The 17,423-nt window shown below is 67.3% G+C and carries 13 protein-coding genes; 1 reads left to right on the forward strand and 12 read right to left on the reverse strand.

All coding sequences use genetic code 11. The features are described from left to right. Window positions 1–7: 7 nt before the first annotated feature. Window positions 8–4,120, reverse strand: coding sequence for a dermonecrotic toxin domain-containing protein (locus tag NTD88_RS06410; protein ID WP_262156155.1), 4,113 nt, complete (start codon window positions 4,118–4,120; stop codon window positions 8–10). Between the two features lie 110 nt (window positions 4,121–4,230). Here NTD88_RS06410 and NTD88_RS06415 point away from each other — a divergent pair, with 110 nt between their 5' ends. After that, on the forward strand, window positions 4,231–4,425 hold the full coding sequence (locus NTD88_RS06415) for a hypothetical protein (RefSeq protein ID WP_095153517.1): 195 nt from the start codon (window positions 4,231–4,233) through the stop codon (window positions 4,423–4,425). Here the strand turns inward: NTD88_RS06415 and NTD88_RS06420 are convergent. Genes NTD88_RS06420 through NTD88_RS06470 form a run of 11 tightly spaced genes read right to left on the reverse strand, consistent with a single transcriptional unit; the run spans window position 4,422 to window position 17,421 of the window. Next, window positions 4,422–5,189 carry a ChbG/HpnK family deacetylase gene (locus NTD88_RS06420; RefSeq protein WP_262156156.1) on the reverse strand — a complete coding sequence of 256 codons (768 nt, stop codon included), beginning with the start codon at window positions 5,187–5,189 and terminating at the stop codon, window positions 4,422–4,424. The genes NTD88_RS06415 and NTD88_RS06420 overlap by 4 nt on opposite strands. Continuing rightward, window positions 5,171–6,346, reverse strand: coding sequence for a GNAT family N-acetyltransferase (locus tag NTD88_RS06425; RefSeq protein ID WP_262156158.1), 1,176 nt, complete (start codon window positions 6,344–6,346; stop codon window positions 5,171–5,173). Before NTD88_RS06425 ends, NTD88_RS06420 begins: the two co-directional genes overlap by 19 nt. A 1-nt stretch (window position 6,347) precedes the next feature. Then, window positions 6,348–7,037 (reverse strand): N-acetyltransferase, encoded by a 690-nt coding sequence (locus NTD88_RS06430; RefSeq protein WP_262127772.1) that lies wholly within the window; start codon window positions 7,035–7,037, stop codon window positions 6,348–6,350. A 44-nt stretch (window positions 7,038–7,081) separates the two neighbouring features. Further along, window positions 7,082–9,007: a hypothetical protein gene (locus NTD88_RS06435; RefSeq protein ID WP_262156159.1), complete on the reverse strand. Its 1,926-nt coding sequence runs from the start codon at window positions 9,005–9,007 to the stop codon at window positions 7,082–7,084. Further along, complete coding sequence (locus NTD88_RS06440) at window positions 9,004–10,311, reverse strand: lipopolysaccharide biosynthesis protein (RefSeq protein ID WP_262156160.1); 1,308 nt, start codon at window positions 10,309–10,311, stop codon at window positions 9,004–9,006. The genes NTD88_RS06435 and NTD88_RS06440 overlap by 4 nt, the downstream gene beginning before the upstream one ends. Then, window positions 10,311–11,306, reverse strand: coding sequence for a polysaccharide deacetylase family protein (locus NTD88_RS06445; RefSeq protein WP_262156161.1), 996 nt, complete (start codon window positions 11,304–11,306; stop codon window positions 10,311–10,313). The genes NTD88_RS06440 and NTD88_RS06445 overlap by 1 nt, the downstream gene beginning before the upstream one ends. A 9-nt stretch (window positions 11,307–11,315) precedes the next feature. After that, window positions 11,316–12,452 carry a glycosyltransferase gene (locus NTD88_RS06450; protein WP_262156162.1) on the reverse strand — a complete coding sequence of 379 codons (1,137 nt, stop codon included), beginning with the start codon at window positions 12,450–12,452 and terminating at the stop codon, window positions 11,316–11,318. Then, a complete protein-coding gene (locus tag NTD88_RS06455) occupies window positions 12,445–13,410 on the reverse strand; it encodes a glycosyltransferase family 2 protein (protein WP_095153511.1) in 966 nt (321 codons plus the stop codon). The genes NTD88_RS06450 and NTD88_RS06455 overlap by 8 nt, the downstream gene beginning before the upstream one ends. After that, on the reverse strand, window positions 13,407–14,777 hold the full coding sequence (locus NTD88_RS06460) for an O-antigen ligase family protein (protein WP_262156163.1): 1,371 nt from the start codon (window positions 14,775–14,777) through the stop codon (window positions 13,407–13,409). Before NTD88_RS06460 ends, NTD88_RS06455 begins: the two co-directional genes overlap by 4 nt. Beyond that, the gene (locus tag NTD88_RS06465) at window positions 14,774–15,895 is read right to left on the reverse strand and encodes a glycosyltransferase family 4 protein (RefSeq protein WP_262156164.1); all 1,122 of its coding nucleotides are present in this window, start codon (window positions 15,893–15,895) and stop codon (window positions 14,774–14,776) included. Before NTD88_RS06465 ends, NTD88_RS06460 begins: the two co-directional genes overlap by 4 nt. Then, on the reverse strand, window positions 15,856–17,421 hold the full coding sequence (locus tag NTD88_RS06470; protein WP_262156165.1) for a GumC family protein: 1,566 nt from the start codon (window positions 17,419–17,421) through the stop codon (window positions 15,856–15,858). The genes NTD88_RS06465 and NTD88_RS06470 overlap by 40 nt, the downstream gene beginning before the upstream one ends. Window positions 17,422–17,423: the final 2 nt, after the last annotated feature.

The raw sequence follows: 17,423 nt of genomic DNA on the forward strand, positions 1-17,423 counted from the left end.
AGGTGGGTTACCAGCGGGTCTGGGTGCCGTCGGCGATGCGGCGGGTCAGGTCATCGAGCAGCGCCCGCTGATCGGCTTCGTATTGAAGGCGCAAGCGATTGGCTTCGATCAGGTAATCACCTTCGTTCATCTCGGCTTCGGCGGCTTCCAGCAGCGCATCGGCCTGTTCCTGCAACTGTTCGAAGTCGGTGGCATAGCGCAGCCGCAGGTGGTTGACCCAGAAGGAATAGGCATATTCGCCATCCGGCAGCTCGCTCCACAAGGCGCTGCGCCCGGTCACGGTGCTCGGGCCGAGTTCGCGCAGTTGCTCATGCAGTTGCGTGGTCCACTGCGCGTCGAGCGACTGCAGCCGTCCGCCGCCGAGCCGGGTATAGACCGTTTCGGCCGGCGTCGGCGCGAGGCGCATCTGCATGTCGACAGCCACCCGTTGCAGCGTGCGGGCGCGGAAGATCTCGAACTCAAGCTCGGTGATGACCGGGAATTTCAGGCGCAGTGCATCGTTGACCGCCTGGTAGCGAATGGCGGCCACCGCCACGCTCAGGATGTGCTCGGTCTGCTGCCGGGCACTGAGCTCCTCCCCGGGAAACGCGACCGCTTCACAGAGGTCGGCGGCCAGCTCGAACGCCAGCAGGGCGCGCGCATCGATCATGGTCGCCGATGCCAGTGCCAGGGGCGTCTCCAGCCAGCGCAACATGACCCAGAAGCGACGCCGGGTGGTGGCCGGGGCCACCTGGAACAGCGTGCTCGCGGCCAATTCCCGCAAGTCGCGGCGGTACTGCAAGGGCAGTTGGCGGCTGACCCGCTCCCAGCACGCCAGGGTCGGTTCATCGGCCTCCAGCAGCAGTTCCGCGTAATCCACATCCGGAACCATCAGGTCGATGCCGGTTGCGCTGAAGTGCTCCTGGATCCGCTCCTGTGCGGCCGGGGTGAGCGGATTTTGCTCAATGTTCAGGGCCAGTTGCGCCGCGCGGGTCATGCCCAGGGGCTCGGGCAGATCAGTGATCAGGTTTGCCGCCAGCTCGACGTGTTCCAGGTGTTCCGCCCGGTCAAGGCCCGCCGGGAACTCGTGCAGGTCAGCGTCGAACAGCCCCAGGTCGCGCAACGCCGGCAGCCGGCTGATATCCGGCGGGATACCGAGCGGGTTGCCGGCCATGTTGAGCACCTGCAGCCCGGTGCATTGTTCCAGGGTGGCTTGCGAGGCCGCACTCCAGGTGATCTGGTTGTCGGTCATTTCCAGGGTGGTCAATTGCGGTCCGAGTCCTTCGGGCATGTGTTGCAGGCGCATGGACGCGGCCCATAGGCAGCGCAGCGCGGGTAGCTGGTTGATCAGCAGGAGGGGCATGCCTTGAAGCTCGTTGCTGTCCACGCTCAGCTCAGTGATATGCGTGAAGGCATCGGCCAGGTGAGGAAAGTCACTGAAGTCGCTGTCGACGAGGTTCAACGCCGAAAGGTCGAGGACCGACGGGATGTCCGACTGGCGATGCCAGTTGGACAACAGGCTGTCGTGGATCCGGTTGCGTGCGGGCCGGTCTTCCGCCCATTGGCCCAGCGTGGTGCGCAGGTATTCGAGCTGTCGCTCCAGGGCGCGCAGTTCCAGGTGCGGCGGCCGCTCAGCGGCCCGCCATTGGTCCAGTTGAATCTCCGCGGATGCGACGCTGGCCCGCGGGTACAACCGACGGTAGCGGGCGATCAGCGGATTGCCGTTGGTGCTCGACGACGGGTAGACCTCCGGCCGGTCGGAGCCGCCGAGAAGACGGCCGTCATCAGCCCAGCCGTATTCGTGGCCGGACCAGAGCCAGCGCTGGGTGCTTTCACGGTCCAGCAGGGCGTGTTCGGCCATCCGGGCCTTGAGCGCCTCGGTATCGCCGTTGAACTCGGGCATGACCTGGGCCAGCGCCTCGAACACGTCTTCGGTGACGGCCCGGGGCTGATCACGGACTACGGCACGGTAGCCATCGGCGGCTTTGAGGATCAGGCGCAGGTCGCTGGCGTGGCGTTCGCCGGCGCGCTCCAGCAACGGACCGGTGACGCCACCGCCGCGCAACTCGAGCCGGGTGTTGGCAGGCCAGGCGCTTTCCCGCGGCAGACTCCAGAACGCCAGGCGGTCGCTGGCGGTGCAGCGCCGCCGCGGCAGGTAAAGCCCGTCGAGCGCGGCGTCGAGACGGTCTTCGGCCGGCACCTCGCCGCGCAAGCGCTGCAAGGTGTCGATCAACTTGACGGGGGTGGGGCGTCCGCGCAGGTAGATATCCAGGAGTTCATCGCGGTTGACGCCACTGATCCGGCTGGCGATTTCCAGCTCTTGATCGCTGTAGGCGCCAACTTGATGGCCGATGCGCCGCAGCAACGTGTGCCGAGGCCAGTCCAGCGGCGACTCGTGGGCACCGATCCAGGCGCCCTGGCCGTTGTGTTCGAAGACCGGCTGGAAGGCTCGCGGCGTGTCGGGGTGAACGAGTTGCCAGCGCTGGCCGTCGGCATGCGCGGTCATCGGGTAATGCGCGCCGTCCAGCGGCAGCAGCGGACGACCGTCCACAACCCGCTGGCCCAGCGAGTTGTGCACGGTATCGGCGGGCGGTGCAGGCACTTCATAGGGCGCCAGGTCGGCGTTCCACAGACGGGGACTGCCGTCGGGGCGCATGACCTCGATCCATTTGCCGGTAAAGCGGCTGACATAGTGAAACAGCACGCCGCCGCCCACCGCCGTAACCCCATCGATGGCCACGGCCTTGATGCTGTTCAGCGCGGCATCGATGTCGCCCTGTCGCCAGGACTCCACGCCTTCATAAATGGTGTCCAGGACTTGCGCGACGAACACCAGCGTCATCAATTGCCCGGCGGCGGGTATGAAGAACGCGGCGACGCCAAGCAGGTCCAGCCCGAGCGCCTCCCAGTGGCGCAGGCGTTGCTGGCGCGCCGCCTCGTCGGCATCGGCGCTGGGCACCGCCAGTTGCCGGGCTTCGTTGAGCAGGCGACGGTGATGGCGGTCTTGCAGGTAGCCGAACAGTTCGCCGTCAATCGCGGTTTCGTTCCAGTGCAGGTCCGCGTCGGGAGCCGCCTGCCACGAGGTATCGCGATCGCCGGGCAGGCTTTGTCCGGTGAGCGTGCGTTGCAGCACGCTGGCGAAATGGTAGGCCTTGTCATGCTGGATAAAACGCATGAAGCGCTGGCGGAACGCGGGTTCGCAGAGGCGTCGCGCGAGGTCGTGCTGGCAGGCGCCGGGAGTGGGGTAGCGCGTCAGCGCGCCATCCTTGACCCCGGGCAGGTACAAGATCACGGCGGTCGAGTCGGGGGCCGGGTAGATCAGCACGGCGTCGAGAATGTCGATGCCGAACAGGCTCAGGCGGTGACAACGCGGCGAGTGCGGGTTGGTGTTGGGCGTGCTGTCGACGATCAGGCTCTGCACCCGCTCGCAATCATCGCGAAGGTTGTAGCAGATGCGGGCGAGCAACAGGTCCAGGTGCAGTTGTTGTTTGCGCACCTCGATTGCCAGGACGCGGACCTGCGTCCGGCCGAGCACGCCGTCCAGGTGTTGCTGGTAGCGTTGGCCGAGGTCCAGGGCATGGCATTCGCTGGCGAATTGCTGCGCGGTGAAGGGCAGGCCGGTGTAGTGATAGCGCGGGTAACCCAGGTGCGAACCGACAACGAACTCGCCGTCGATGGCCACGCTTTCCGGTTGCCACTCCAGGTCCCGCGGGAAGTTTTGCAGCGCCGCCTGCAATAGCGGCTCCGCCTCGTGGTTCAGCTCGGCCTGCATCAACATCCAGTTCCAGTCGCGGCTGAAACGCACCAGTTTCAGCCGGCGCATATCGCCTTGCAGGCCAAAGGCTGTGTGCAGGCGTTCTTCGAGCAAAGGGGTGGCGAAGTCGGCGAGGGGCTTGAGGTCTTGCATGGCGTTGGCCAGGGCCACGGTCGAGCGGTGTAACCGGCGTTGCGCCTGCTCGAACGCTTCGCGCAGCGTCGGCAGGGCGTTGCGCAGCCAGGGCTGTTCGCTGGCATCGGCGAGGTACTCCAGGCTATCGATCTGCTCGGCGTTGAGGTGGCGGATCCAGCCCGGCAGGCGCTCCTTGATGAGCTGCCGGTGGACGTCGGCGGCGGGCGAAGCGGGGTGAGGTAGTTGTGGCATAACGGGCGCTCCATGTAAGGGAGCGCAAGCACACCGCGAAGCGCGAATGGAGCGGTGGCAAATAGTTATCTATGGTTTGAGCAACAGACCGTCACCCGAGGAAATCGACCATGGCCCTGATCAGCCGCGAAGTCTGGTGGTTCGAACCGCCCAAGCCCGGGCAGACCGAAGCCGACCTGCGTTGGGGTTTCCTGGAAATCCATAGCGATGGGCCGCCGCGTTTCGTCGACGAGCGCCCCACCGACCGGCAGATGGCCGAGCGCAAGAGTTGCCGGCATTTTCCCAAGACCGGCGAGGGTGATTAGCCCTGCGCCAACACCCGATAGCCAACACGCGGCGCCGCTCGCAGTTGCTGTTCCAGCAACCCCGCCAGCGATTCCCCGGCGCTCAGGTAGGCGTCGCCAAAATCATTGCTGCCCAAGGCGCTGGGATGCGCCACCACTTCCAGCAAGCCGTGGCGCGGCGCGAGGCCGTCGCGCAGGTCGACCGGCGTGCAGACGAAATCTGCGGTCGAACCGGCCAAATGGCGCAAGCGGCGGTTGAGCAAGGTCTTGAACACGCGCTTGGCCGGGCCGATGTTGCGCCCCAGGTTGCGCGCCAGCCTGACCGGCACGCCCTCGCGGGCGGCGAAGCGGGCGACGATCTCGCCGATCGGCCAGATGTTGTGGACGTGCTGGTGCGAATCCAGGTGGCTGGGCAACAGGCCCAGGTTCAGGCAGTGCTGCCATTGCGCGAGCAGTTCCTGCTCCACCGCCTGCCGGGCGCGGCGCCCGAGCCAGAGGCTGTTGCGCGACAGCCTGAAAGCGAATTCGCCGGCGGCGTTGCAGAACAGTGGCTGTTCACGGATGGCGTCACTCAGCGGCCGGCCATGGCTGAGATTGAAATGCAGGCCGATGTGCCCGCGCAGCGCCGGCAGCCGGGCCAGTGCGCAGGCGCCGCGAAATGCCGGCATGTTGGCCATGGCCGTCGCCGAGCTGATCAGCCCGGCATTGAAGGCCCGCAGAATCACCGCATTGACGTGTTCGCTGAGGCCGAAATCATCGGCGTTGACTATGACCTGGAAGGACATTCCGTGGCTCCTGTAGCGGGACGGCGTGGGGATGGCAGGTGTTCGCTGGGGTGTTTTTGCGGCGGCGGGCTCGTTTTGCTTGAGCGTAGCCACGGCCGGCAGTGGCGCCACAGGCGCAGCGCCAGGCCCAGGCCGATGCCCGACACACGCCAGCTATAGAAACTGTGGCGCAGGTGCTCGACCTGGCCGCTCATGCGTTCGTGCAGTTGGTGGCTGGAGTTTTCCAGGCTGACCCGCGAGGCGTCGATCCACTGCCAGCCGTCGTCCAGGCCCCAGTCGATCCACGCCTGCAACAGCACCCGGCCGCTGCCCAGTTCCGCGTAGTGCGGCAGGAAGGCCAGGTTGTAGTCGTACAGCCGGCCCTGTTCCAGCAGGCCGAGGCGGTAGCTGATGCACTGGCCGTCCAGCTCCAGCACCACCAGGCGCAGGCGACCTTCGCCGGCCAGGGCGGTGAGGGCCTGGGTCATCCAGGCGCGGGAGGCCGGCGTGCTGAAGATGCCGACGCCGTCGTCGCCTTTCCAACTGGCGTCTTCCACGGCGGCGATGCGGCCGAGCCAGTCGCCCGCATTGTCGGCATCCAGCACTACCCGCCGGACCTGCGCGCCACAGGCGGCGATCCGCTTGCGCGCGCGGCGCAGCTTGTAGCGCGGATCGCCGCTGACTTCCTGGCGGTCGGCGGCGCTGAGCTGATGCACCGGCACCGAGCAGGAGCGGCGCCGTTCATGGGTCGAACTGCGCCAGCCCCAGTGCAGCAACCAGGGTTCGCCCTGGGTGACTTCGCTCAGTTGCAGCAGGGCGTGGGGCAGGTGCCGGCGGATCTCGCGCAGCACCTGAGGCGCGTCGCGCTCGGGCAGGTCGATAAGCAGGCCGATGCGGTCGCTCAGCGGATAGCCCAGGTGGCGCACCACGCTGAAGGTCAGCGGACCGATCCGCCAGGGCATGCGCACCAGCGGCAGGCACAGGCACAGGTGGTCGCGGTCGAAACCGAGCAGCACCTGCAAGGTGTGCCCCGGTTCCAGCGCCGCCGCGGCCGCCCGCAACCAGCCGAGGCTGTTGAATGGCGTGGCCTGCGGCAGGCGCTGGCGCAGGTGTTCGTAGGCCTGCGCCGGGAAGGCGGGCGCGTCCAGCGAGTCGAGCCAGCGCAGGCGCAGGCCCATCTCAGGCCACCCCTACGGACGGCGCCACTGCCGGCGGCTTGCGCAACGCGGCCAGGCGCGAACCCGCGTAGCGGCTCTGGCGAAAGAACTTCCAGCGCCCGAACAGGCAATAGACGTGAGTGACCCGGCCCTGCTCGGCGTAGCCCATGCGCAGGTGCAGCTTCAGCGCCGGGATATTGTGGCTTTCGCAGACATCCACGACTTTGTCGCAGCCCTGTTTGAGCATGGCTTTCCACAGGTTCAGTTGCAGGTCCACCGACAGCGTGGTGCCCCAGTAGGCGCGGGTCAGTTCGCCGCCGAACTCGAAGAACTCACCGGCGTTCACCGGGAACCAGCAGCCGTAGTAGTGATGGTCGTGGTAGTCCCGCGGGCACCCCCAGATGAAGGCCACCACATGACCTTCGGGATCGCGATGGATGATCCCGGTATGACCTTCGGCGAGCAGCTCGCGCATGGTTTCCAGGCGGTCGCCGAAGTAGCGCGCGAAAGCATGGATATTTTGCAGGGTGATCCTTTCGGCCTGGGTCGGGCTGCTGGGCTTGAGGTTGTGGGGCGGCACCGGGCTGACCAGGTCGCGCTCCATCCAGAGCAGTTCCCAGTGGTAGAACATATAGCGGTGCAAGGCGGTTTTCAGGGTCGAGCGCAGTCCTTTGTGCCTGAGGTGCGTTTGAAGCTGGTTCAGTACACGCATGATTGCCTCCAGGGGCGGGCAAGGCGGGTGGATCAGCGCGCGGATCACGACGCGCTCCAGCTCAGGGCAAACAGTGTTTGTCCTGGCAGATCGAACCCGAGTCGGCCATCGCGACAGACCAGATTGGCCGTGCGTGGCTGGTGATCGGGCCCGAAAAGGGTCAACCGGGGATTGGCCGGGCAGTGCGCGGCAGCGGTGGCGAAACGCACCTGCTGGGCGCGCTCGCTCTTGTTCACGCCGAGCACGCTGCGGGCGGGGCCGCGGGCCATGGCCAGGGCATCGACCTCGAAGGCGTCGTTGTCCAGGCGCAGCACCTCGTCCAGCCAGTGCTGCTGGATGAACTGCTGGGCCAGGCCGACCGGCTTGAGCACGAAACGCTGCGGGTCGAGCACTTGCAGCATGCCCTTGGGGTACTCGGGTTCGTCGGCGGCCTGAAACCAGTTGAGCATGTCCAGCAGGCCGTCGGCGCTGGCGTTGATCGCCACCGAGGCCCACCACAGCGCGGCGTAATGGCCGTTCTGCTCATACAGGCTCAGGGTCGAACCGGGCGACAGGTTGGTCTGGTCCAGCAGCAGCGCCTTGCGCGGCCGACCACGTTCATCGAGGCCCACCAGCGCGGCGGCCTGGCGCACGTTGTCGCGGTAGACCCGGGTCGCCAGCAGGTCGCGGACCATCCATTCGTGCCAGGCCAGCGCATCGATGCGCGGGCCGAATTCCTCCAGCAGACGCCGCGCCCAATCCAGCCCGCGACGCTCGGCGCTGTGCTCGGCCAATGGGCCGTTGACCAGCCGCGAGCTGGCCGGCATGGCGATGCGCACCCCGGCTTCGCGGGCGCCGGCGTAGTCCTCGACCTGTTGCAGGCGTTGCTGGAAGAACGCGCGGAAATCCTCGAAGCGCGGGTAATTCAGGTTCGGCTCGTCGGCGAACGCCAGGTAGTGCCGGCCCGCGCCACCCAGCGCGACACTGGCCGCCAGCCAGGCTTGCAGGCCCTGGCGGCTGGTGGCGTCGTCGCTCAGGTCGGCGCGGCGGCCGGTGGCGGCCAGCAGGGTGATGTCGTCTTGAATGGCGAAGCGCTCGCGGTACAGGCGGCGGAAGGCGGTCTCGTAGTCCGGCTGCCGGGCCAGCACGTCGACGAAACTGTAGAAGCCCGCCGCCCGTGGTTTCAGGGCATCGAGTATCGGGTGGCTGGCCACGGGCGGCAGCAGATAGGGCAGGTTCAACCCGAGTTTTGCCGTCGGGCCCAGGCGCTGCTGGCCGAGGCGCAGGTTCACCGTGCCGGGTTGTTCATCGAGCGGGCCAAGGTCGGCGACGCGGCCGGCGAACAGGTTGGCCGTGCCGTCCAGCCAGAACGCCGCCTTGCCACGGCCTTGCAGTTCCAGGCGCCAGATTTGCGGTTTCGGGCTGACCGGCAGGGTGACTTCTTCGTATTGCCAGTACGCCGGCTGCGCCACCAGGTTCAGGCTCAGCGCCTGGTCGTCGTCCAGGCGCACGGCGCGCAAGCCGCTGACGCCGCCGTGGTACTTGCCGGCGAGAATCGCCTGCTCGCCAGCGGCCACGCGGAAGTACAACTGGGTCCCGGCCTCCACTTGCAGGCTCACATGCACCCGCGCCGGGGCGAACTGGGCGCGGGTGCTGTCGCTGAACGCGGGCCGGTAGCGGCGGAAACTGTAGCCGGGAATCTCCAGCCGGTAGCTGCCGTGGCCGACCGCCAACGGCCATTGCTGTTCACCGCGCGCTTCGCTGGCGGCGATATCGCGGCGGGCGGCGAGGCGGCCCTGGCCGTCGAGAAGAAACACCTGCTCAGGATTGGCATCGGTCTGCCAGGCGCCGACCCAGTCGAGGCGCAACTGATCGGCGCGGCCCGGGGTCAGGTACAAGCTGCCGTCGCGGATATCCGGCCAGCGCAGTTCGGCAGCGCCGGCCGCGCCGCTGAACAGCATCAGGCCGATAAGCAGGCGCACGGCGTTCATCCGGCCACCCGACCGGGCAACATGCGCCACAGCGGCAGCAGGTCGCCGGGCAGGATAAACAGCGTGCGCCACCAGGCCACGCCGCTGAGCCGGCAATACAGCACCAGCATCGCCAGGGTCACGGCGAGGTAGGCGATGGACGACGCCATCGCCGCGCCGACGATGCCCCAGCGCGGGATCAGCAACACGTTGAGCAGCAGGTTCAGCGCCGCCCCGGCGCCCATCATCAGCGACACGCTGCCGGGGCGGTTCTTGCCCAGCAGGTCGAGGCGCAGGATGCTCGCGTAGCACAGGCCGAAAAGCCCCGGCAGCAAGCCGAGCAGCGCCGGGTAGGCCGGTTGGTACTCGGCGCCGAACAGCGTGACGATCAGCCATTCGCCCACCAGCGCCATGCTCAGGCAGGCGCCGAGCATCACCGTGGCAGTCAGGCGCAGGGCCAGCGGGGTCAGTTTGTCGATCCCGGCGTCCTGTTGCAGCAGGCGCTTCATCAGCGGCGTGGTCACCGCTTCCGGGACGATCAGCAGCAGTTCGGCGGCGGCGCTGGCCATGGCGTAGTGACCGAGGGCGGCGCTGCCGAGCAGGGCGCTGATAAACAGATAATCCGAGCGCAGGATCACTTGCTGGAACAACAGGTCCGGGTGGCTCTTGGCGCTGTAGGCGAGCAGTTCACGCTGGCCGGCGCGGTCCCAGCACAGCCGCAATGGATGACTGCGCCGTAGCCAGACCAGCCCCAGCAGCACCACCAGGCCCAGCCCCAGCAGCCAACTGGCCAGCGCCGCCGACAGCGCGGCTTCAGGCCACAGCGCATAGAAGACGAGGAACAGCAGCAGCGGCGCCAATGATTCGCTCAGGCGCAGGGCATTGAAGGCGCCGACGCCACCGGTGGCGTTGTGCAGGGTCAGCAGGCCGCTCTTCAGCACGCTCAGCGGCACCGCCAGCAACAGCAGCCAGGCCAGCAGGCCGAGTTGCTGGCTGACGGCCAGTTCGATGCCGAAGCCGCGCAGCGAGGCGAGGCAGATCAGGGTCAGCAGGGCGGCCAGCAGGCAACCGTAAACCAGCACCTGGGTCAGCAGCAGGCCGACATTGCGCTGCTGGGCCGCCTGATAACCGATGGCGCTGTTGAGGCCGCCGCTGGTGGCCGCGGCGATCAGGTCCGGCAGGCTGCTGAGCAGGGCGAACAGGCCGCGTTCGCTGGGCCCCAGCAGCCGCGCCAGCAGCACGTTGCGCAGCAGGCGCAGGGCGATCATCGCCAGCCGCGTGCCCATGCTCAGCAGCAAGTGGCGCACATAGGAGGGGCGGCTCATCAGTGGCCTCCACGGCTGATGCGCCAGGCCAGCAGCGACGGCCGGCTGGCGTTGCGCTGGCTGACGCCGATGCGCGGCAGGGCCAGCGGATCGTCGCTGTCCTGGCACAGCCCGGCGCGGGTGCTCAGCGCCCACGGATAACGGTGCGCCGCCAAACGCTGGCGCACGCGCAAATCGTGGTCGCCGTTGGGGTAGCAGTACACCGGCAGCGGGTTGCGGCAGCCGTTGAGCAGGGCGCGGTGACTGCGCAGCAGCTCTTCTTCCAGGCGGCGGTCGTCGAGGCCGGGCAACAGCGCGTGACTGGCGCCATGGGGGCCGAAGCTGATCAGGCCGGAGTCTTCCAGTTGCCGCACCTGCTGCCAGTCGAGGGCCTGGGGCAGCGATTCCGGCGGGCATGCGTCGGTGAGCAGGTGCAGGGCCTGCGGCGCCAGGGTTTTCAGGCTTTGCAGGTAGCGCGCCAGGGCCAGGCTGCGGGCGCGAGGCGCTTCGTTCATGAAGTAGGCGGCGGGCAGTGGCCGGCCGACCCGCCGCAGTTGTTCGATCAGCAGGTGCCGCGGCGCTTCGCCGTGGCTGCCCCAGAGCGTCTCGCCGAGGCTTTCCCACCAGAAGCGCTGGCGGCTGCCGATGTAGTCGGTGGAAAGAAAGATGCTCGCCGGGATCTGGTATTTCGCCAACAGCGGGAAGGCGTGCAAGGCGTTGTCGCGCCAGCCGTCGTCGAAGGTCAAGGCCACCCGTGGCCGATTGCCGCCGTGGCCTTGCAACAGGTCCAACAGCGGCAGGCAATCGAAGTGCTGGCGCAGCCAGCGCAGCAGCCGCTCGAACGCTTGCGGACCGACGCACAATTCGTTGCGGTGCGGCAGTTCGGCAGCGCGATCATCGGCCAGCACCCGGTGCAGCATCAGGATCAGCCCGGCACCGTGCAACTGCCGGCGTCCCACCGGAGAGTTCAGGTAGATCCAGCCGCTGGCGCGCTTGATGGTGGTCTTGATCGGCATGGCCGGTCCTCAGCGATTCTGGTCAGGGTTCCATTGCTGATAACTGTGCCCGCGCAGGAACTGCCACAGGCCGACACTCATGCCGGCCAGCGTCACCAACACGTACGCGGCCAGGCGAAACGGTTTCGGCAAGCGGTGCCCGGCATCGAGCAGGCCGACCAGCGCCACGGCGTAGCCGAGCAGTTGCATGCTGCAGGTCCAGCGGTAGAACGCGCCGTCGTCCAGCAGCCAGAGGTTGCTCAGCAGCAGCGGCAACAGCAGCACCGGGGCCAGCCGGCGCAGCAGCTTGTGGCTGATCAGGGCGATGGCGTACAGGCCGTGGCGCAGCGGGTTGAGCAGTGACCGCCGCGCGGCCAGGCTTTGCAGGCCGCCGACGGTGACCCGCTGGCGCCGGCGAAACTGTTTGCCGGCCTCGTCCACGCCGTAATCCAGCACCACCGCCTCGGGCACATAGACCAGTCGCTGGCCCGCCGCCGGGGCGCAAGTGCTGATAAAAAAGTCGTCGTTGACCTGCGGCGGAATCTGCTGGAACAGCTCCCGCCGAAGGGCGAGCAAGGCGCCGTCGGCGGAAACCATGCAGCCTGTGCGGTTCTCGACCCGGCGCACCCAGGCCTCGAAGTGCCGGTAGAGGCTGTCGCCCAGGCTCAGGCCCTTGCCCGGCCGGGGGATGATCATCTGCCCGGCGCTCCCGCCGACCCCCGGAGTTGCCAGCGGCAGCAGCAAGTGGCGCAGGGTGTCGTCGGCCCACTGGTTGTCGGCGTCGGTGAACACCAGCACCTCGCCCTGGCACAGGCTGACTGCGCGGTTCAACGCCGCGGCCTTGCCCAGGCGCGGCAGGTCCAGCACCTGGATGCGCGGGTCGCTGACCGCCCGGGCGCAGGCCACGGTGCGGTCGTTGGAGCCGTCGCTGGCGAGGACGATCTGCAAAGACGCGGCCGCGTAGTCCTGATTCAGCACGCTGCGCAGTTTCTGTTCGATATGCCGTTGTTCGTTGTGCGCGGCAATCACCACGCTGACCGACAGCGGCACGTGCGGGCCCGGTTCACGGCGGGCGCAGAACGGCGCGGCGAGGCTCAACAGCAGCGGATAGCCGAGCCAGGCATAGAGTGGCAACAGCAGGCACAGCCAGAAGATGAACTCAGCCACGGGCTGGCCTCCTTGCGGTGAAGTTGAACAGGCTCAGGACGAACGCCATGCCGGCCAGGTGCAGCCGGATAAAGTGCAGCCCCCAGAGTTGCAGGATCAGCGTCGGCTCGCGGTGCTTCAGGCTCTGCCGCAGGCTCAGGGCCAGGGCCGGCAGGCTGGCGGCGAGCACCAGCAGCAGGGTCAGGTGCGGGAAACCGTCGAGCAGCGCCGACAGGGCCATGGCATCAAGCACCCAGGCGCCCATGGACAGCGCCGGAAAGCGCAGCAGGCGCAGGCTCGCGCCGTTGCTGCGGAGCAATTGCAGGTGACTGCTCTGGCGCCACATTTCCTTGCCCAGCCATTCTTTCCAGGTGCATTCGTAACCCCAGTGCAGGACCACCGGTTCGCGCAGCACCAGCAGGCGTGCGCCGGCCTCGCTCAGGCGCAGGGTGAAATCCTTGTCTTCGCCGCTGCGCAGGCTTTCGTTGAAGCCGCCGACCGTGTCGAACCAGTGCCGGGGCATCAGCAGGTTGGGGCTGGGCAGCCATTGCTGGCGGTGCATCAACTCACCGGCGCGCAACGTGCGCCGCTGCCAGGCGCTGGCGAACCACGGCGCCTGGTGCGGGGTGTCGCAATCCAGCGCAAAGACATCGCCCAGGCCCTGGGCATGGGCGTCGAGCAGGCGCCGGAGCCAGTTGTCCGGGACTTCGATATCGGCGTCGAGAAACGCCAGCCAGTCACCCGCGCAGGCGGCCGCGCCCCGGTTGCGCAGGGCGCCGATGCTCAGGCCCGGCAGGCTCAGCACCCGCGCACCGAGGGCGCGGGCGATCTGTGGGCTATCGTCGCTGGAGCCGTTGTCGACCACGATCAGCTCGCAGTCGATCCCGGCTTCGCTGGCGGCGCGCTGGGCGGCGGCGAGGGTCCGGCCGATGTGCCGGGCCTCGTTGAACATCGGGATGACGATGGCGACCCGGTTCATGGCCGCGGCTCCAGCCGGCCAGCGGCTTCGGCCTGGCTGCGCAAGACCCAGGACAACCCCAGCATGATCCACAGGTATTTGTGGTTCGGCGCGCTGAGGAACATCAGAAACAGGCCCAGCGACAGCAGGCTCATGCACAGGTGGGTGAGCAGGTCGGCGCGGGCCACGTCATGTTGTTGCAGCCAGGCGGCGCGGGCGCTCCACAGGTTGCGCAGGGCCAGGGCGATCATGCCGACAAACAACACGCCGCCGGGAATGCCGACTTCGCTGAACAGCTCCAGGTAAGTGTTGTGCGCCCGCCGGTAGAGGTCGGTGACCTTGCGGTTGGCGGAAAACGCCTTGGCGTAGCCGGTGGTGGCGTAGTGCAGGGGAAAGGTGCCGGGGCCGGAACCGAGCAGCGGGTTTTCGCGGATCATCTTGCCGCCGACCACGATGTACGAGGCGCGGCGGCCGAGCGAGTCGTCCTCGTGGGCGTTGACCCCGGACTTGAGCACGCTCAGCGACTGGATGCGCTCGATGTAGCTGGCCGGCATCACCGCCGCCGCGACCGGCAGCAGCAGGGCCAGGGCCAGCATCAGTACGCCGAGGTGGCGCGGGCGCAGGCGGGTGAGTTGCACCCGGTAGTGGTAGAGGCCGATACCGAGGCTGATCAGCAGCACCACCAGCCCGGAGCGCGATTCGGTCTTGGTCATGCCGGCCAGCAGCAGGCCGGTGCAGGCCAGCCACAGCAGCCGCTGGCGCAGGCTCGGGCTGTTGAGCAGCAGCCAGATCGCCAGCGGCACGGCAAAAGCGATCAGCAGGGCGAACACGTTGGGGTCGTCGAGCAGGCCGGAAGCGCGGCCCTGGTCCTGGTATTTGCTGGAGAACATCGCCATCACGCAGGTGGCGGCGACGCTGAGGCAGACCAGCCGGGCCAGCCAGGCGAGGTTCAGTTCGCGACCGATCAGCAGGGTCATGACGAACAGCAGCAGGCCGATCGACAGTTCGCGCAGGTGCTGGGCCGACATCAGCAGGCTTTCGCTGGCCCAGAAGCTCAACCCGTAACAGGCCAGGAAGGCGACCAGCAGCGGCCAGAGGTTGCTGCGCAGGCGCTCGCCTTTCAGTTGGCCGCTGGCCAGTTGCAGGCTCAGCACCAGGATCAGGCCGGCGCCGATCAGCTTGGCGGCGGACAGGTCGCTGTCCTTGAACAGGCCTTCGAAAGGCACCAGGGCGATGATCGCCAGCAGGCCCCAGGCCGGACGCCGGTACAGCAGGAGCAGGCCGCCCAGCGCGGCGACCGCGCCGGGCGCCAGGTACGGCCAGGGACTGACCAGCAGGATCAGGGCCAGCAGGCCGAACAGGCCGACCAGCGAAAGGGGCAGGATCATGCGCGGACCTCCGTTGCGGCGCCCAGGTAAACCTGGGCCCAGCGTTGCGCCAGGGTAGGCAGGTGGTAGCGTTCGCGTTGGGTGTGGCGGGCCTGGGCGGTGAGTTCACTGGCCTGGGCCGGGTCGTCGATCAGTGCGCTCAGTTGCGCGGCCAGCTCGTCCACGGCCAGCGGCGCGGCCAGCAGGCCGCTGCGCCCGTGTTCGATGACATCGGGAATGCCGCCGACGCCGAAGGCCACCACCGGCACGCCGTCCTGCATAGCTTCCAGCAGGATCATCGGCGTGCCCTCGGTGCGCGAGCTGATGACCAGCGCGTCGAGGCGGCTCATCCACGGCCGCATGTCGTGCTGAAAGCCCGGTAGGCGAATCCGCTCCAGCAGCCCGGCGGCGTTGATGCGGGCTTGCAGGGCGGCACGTTCCGGGCCATCGCCGAGCATCACCGCGTTCACGTGCGGGTAGCGCCGGCACAGCGGAATCAGCGTGTCGAGAAACAGGTCCGGGCCTTTTTCACTGCTCAGACGCCCGACATAGCCGGCCAGCCACTCGCCCGCGCGGGCAACCCGCGGCGTCTGGCCGGATGCCTCCGGCAGGCCGTTGGGAATCACCCGGATCTTCTGCGCCGCGACCCCGGTACGGCGCAGGATGCGCGCGATGCTTTCGGCCACGCAGACCACCTGGCTGACCACGGCGGTACGGCACAGTTGCAGGGTCAGCCAGGTGTAGAACCGCTGTTTGAGGTTGCGCGGGGTGAAGCCGTGCTGGGTCGCCACCAGCGGCAGGCGCCACAGGCACGCCGCCAGCCAGCCGAGCAGCAGGCCCTTGAAATTGTGCGCATTGAGCAGTGGCCGCTGGCCGTGCTGCTCGCGCAGGTACAGCAGCGGTTGCACCAGCCCCGCGCGGCACTGACAGTCCACCCCGGCGGCGCGAAAACGCGCCAGCAGTTCGGCCGGCGCATCGAGAAACAGCACCCGATGCTGACCGGGGGTGGCCAGGCAATGATCCAGCAGCATGCGCTCGGCGCCGTAGAATCCACCGCTGTTGAGCAGGTGGATGATCGGCTGGCGCGGGGCCGGGGCGTTCAATTGCGCACCCAGTGCCACAGCCGTGGCAGCGTCCATTGTTTGTGCGGGTTGGATTGCTCCGGGGTCTGGTCGTTGATCACCAGCAGCACGGGCAGGCCCAGTTCGTGGCCGATTTGCGCTGGGTGTTTGAAGCGGTGGTCGAAGAACTCGCGGACATAAACCAGGGCAATTGCCAGCAGCAGGCCGGTGAGCAGGCCGAACGGGATGATCAGCATCGGCCGCGGGAAGGCTGCTTCGGTGGGCTGGTACGGCGCGCTGAGAATCCGCGCGTTGGACAGGTTGTCCAGTTGGCCCTGGCCGCGGCTTTCTTCGTAGCGCTGGGTGTAGGTGAAGAAGGCCTTGTGCAGGGCGTCGATCTCGGTGTCGAGCTGACGGGCCTTGCTCATGGTCTCCTGCAACTGGTGAATGCGCCCTTTGAACTCGCCGATGCGCTGGGTTTTCTGGGCGATCACTTCCTGCACCACGGTCAGGTCTTTTTCCCGTTCGCGGATGCGGTTGTCCACCACCTTGAGGAACTGCTGGCGGCTGCGGGAGATTTGCTCGCGCTGCAGCTGCATCGGTTCGCTGTTGGGCTGGAACACCGCCAGGTCGTTGCCGTAGCGCGACACCTGGGTGGTCAGTTGCTCGCCCAGTTGTTTGATCTCGCGGTCCTCGAAGGCCACGTTGTCGACGGTGGTGGTGAAGGTGAACGGGAAGCTGTAGTCGTTCATCTTCGCGCTGTTGGCGGCGCTCAGCGCCGACTTCAGGTAATCCAGCCAGCGCTGGCTTTGCAGCAGGCGGTCACGGTACTGGTTGAGCGCCTGTTCCTCGGTGTTGATCGCGTTCAGGCGGAAGGTGATTTCTTCCTTCGGATCGGACGAACCGGCGGTTTCCAGCAGGCTGAGGCGTTTGCTTTCGAGGTCGTCGAGGCGAGCCTGGTATTGCAGTTTCTTCTGTTCATAGAAGGACTGCGGCAGCTCGTTGGATTGCAGGTCCTGGCGGTTTTTCAGGTAGTTGTCCAGCAACTGGCTGACGAACGCCGTGCCCTGGGCCGCGTCGCCGAAGCTGTAGGTCACCGAGATCACGTTGGAGCCGGGCAGGGTCTCGACCTTGAGGTTCTTGGTGGCCTGTTCGGTAAGGGCGTCGAGTTCGGTGTCGCGGGCCGATTCGACCTTGTTGCCCAGCGCCGAGCGCAGCGGATCGAGCACATAGGCGCGCAGCGGATGGAACAGCAGTTTGTCCACCACGCCGGGCTCGACCTGATAGCGGCCTTCCTCACGCAACTGGCTGATGGTCTGGCGAATCAGTGTCGGCGAGCGAAGGATATTGCTCTCGGTTTCCATGTCCGCCAGCGACGGCGGGATGAACTTGTCGGTTTCCTGGGCGAGGGCAGTGTTGGTGTCGCTCTGCGACAGCTTTTTCGATTGCACGATGACTTCGGCGCCGATGTCGTAGCTCTGGCGCAACATCAGCGGCAGCAGCAGGGCGATCACCGCGAAGGCGAGGAAGATCCGTTTCACCCACTGCCGGTTGGCGTAGAAGATCCGGAAGAATTCGTGCAGGTAGTTCTCTTTGGGATTCATGA

Origin of the sequence: Pseudomonas sp. 20P_3.2_Bac5 (assembly GCF_025466035.1) — a bacterium.
In the GTDB taxonomy this organism is placed as follows: domain Bacteria; phylum Pseudomonadota; class Gammaproteobacteria; order Pseudomonadales; family Pseudomonadaceae; genus Aquipseudomonas.